Genomic DNA, 1,622 nt, shown 5'->3' with positions numbered 1-1,622 from the left:
CGGAGTCTGTCAACGTAGATGTCGCGTTTAAGTCATCAGCTCTTTAACAATTGGCCGCCTTTTCCGGGTTCAGAGTGACTGATTCCGGCAAGCTGAAGTTTCGGATATCACCAGACCAGCGACGCGGGTTCTCGGCTTTCGCCGCTTCGATAATCTGTTTTCGCTGGGCCAGGATCTGATCAGCTTCGCCCGTATGGCGTTGCTGAGGTGTTACGTAGTTCAAGGCGCTGTGTCGGTGCTCGGTGTTGTACCAGCGCACGAACGCCAGTACCCATTTGCGGGCCTCCTCGATCGTTCTGAAGCCGTTTACCGGGAACCCCGGGCGGAACTTCAGGGTTTTGAACAACGACTCCGAGTAGGCATTGTCGTTACTGACCCGGGGGCGACTGTTCGAGGGCGTAATACCCAGATCGTACAGTTTCTCCAAGAAGGTCGAGGCCTTCATGGGGCTGCCATTGTCGGAGTGCAGCACTAGAGGCTTGTCCTTCGTCGCCAGGTGTTCACGCCAGTAGGCCTTCTCGATGAACTCGCTGGCAAGCTCGCCGGTCTCACTGTGATAGACCTCGTGACCGACGATCTTGCGGCTGTATACGTCCAGCATCAGATACAGGTAGAACCAGGTGCCTTTTGCTGGCCCCGGCAGCCATGAGATATCCCACGACCACAGCTGGTTCGGTTCTGTGGCCTTGTGTGTAGTTGCCCTGCGCTTGCTCTGGGGCGCTTTTTGCCGACCTCTGGGGTGTACTTGATCCTTCTCCCGCAGAACCCGATAGAAGGTGGATTCCGAGGCCAGGTAGCGACCCTGATCCAGTTGATCCGCAACGATGAAGGCCGGCGGACAGCTTCGATATTCCTTCTGGTTGCACAGTGAGACCACGGCCTGACGCTCCGCCTCCGAGAGTTTATTGGTGGGTGCTGGTCTGGGCACCACCGGTCGTTGATCGGCGCTGACGGCCTTATCTGCCGTCCAGCGCTGATAAGTGCGTATACTCAGGTTCAGCAAGGCGCAGGCCTTGACCAGCCGGGCTCCGTTACCCTGAGCCTCTTGGATCAGGGTAACCGCCTGCTGGCGATCCGGGAGGCTGGTCATTCGTCCTCGTCTTTGGGGCCCCAGATCGCCTCGGCTTTTTTTGACAGCGTCAGCAGTGCAGCCGTTTCTGCCAGAGCTTTTTCCTTGCGTCGCAACTCGGCTTCGAGTTTTTTGACTCGTTTTTTCTCAGCCCTGGCCGCTTGCCGATTCTGCTTGGCCTGTTCATCCGACAGGGCATTGGCTCCCATGCAGGCGGCTTTCCAGGTTTCGATTTGTTCCGGGTAAAGGCCGTTCCTACGGCAATATTCACTAACTTCCGCCTCCGTCATCGGGGCGGTTTCCAGAACAATGCGGAACTTCTCTTCGCTACTCCACTTGTCTGGATGAGCTGAATTCGATGGCAAAACGGCACCTCGTCCTCTGGCGGCTTTACGCCAATTGTACAAGGTTGCGGTACTGATGCCTTCCTGGCTGGCCAACTCGGCAACAGTCAGACTGTGAGGTGGGGCCATCTTCTGGAGAATGGCTTCTTTACGTTCCGGTGAATAATGGGGCATGGTTGTCCTCTGAAATATTCAGGCGACAACTACGC

1 protein-coding gene is annotated in these 1,622 nt (G+C 56.7%); it reads right to left on the bottom strand.

Annotated elements, in window-relative coordinates; all coding sequences use genetic code 11:
• Nucleotides 1-43: 43 nt before the first annotated feature.
• A protein-coding gene (locus tag KYE_RS15340; protein WP_085986444.1) for an IS3 family transposase occupies nt 44-1,587 on the bottom strand; the annotation gives its coding sequence in 2 pieces (ribosomal slippage) (nt 44-1,116 and nt 1,116-1,587; 1,545 coding nt in all).
• Nucleotides 1,588-1,622 lie beyond the last annotated feature (35 nt).

This window comes from Marinobacter manganoxydans MnI7-9 (genome assembly GCF_000235625.1).
Classification (GTDB): domain Bacteria; phylum Pseudomonadota; class Gammaproteobacteria; order Pseudomonadales; family Oleiphilaceae; genus Marinobacter; species Marinobacter manganoxydans.
Note: the sequence above shows the minus strand (reverse complement) of the source record. Positions and strands in the feature narration are given on the sequence as shown.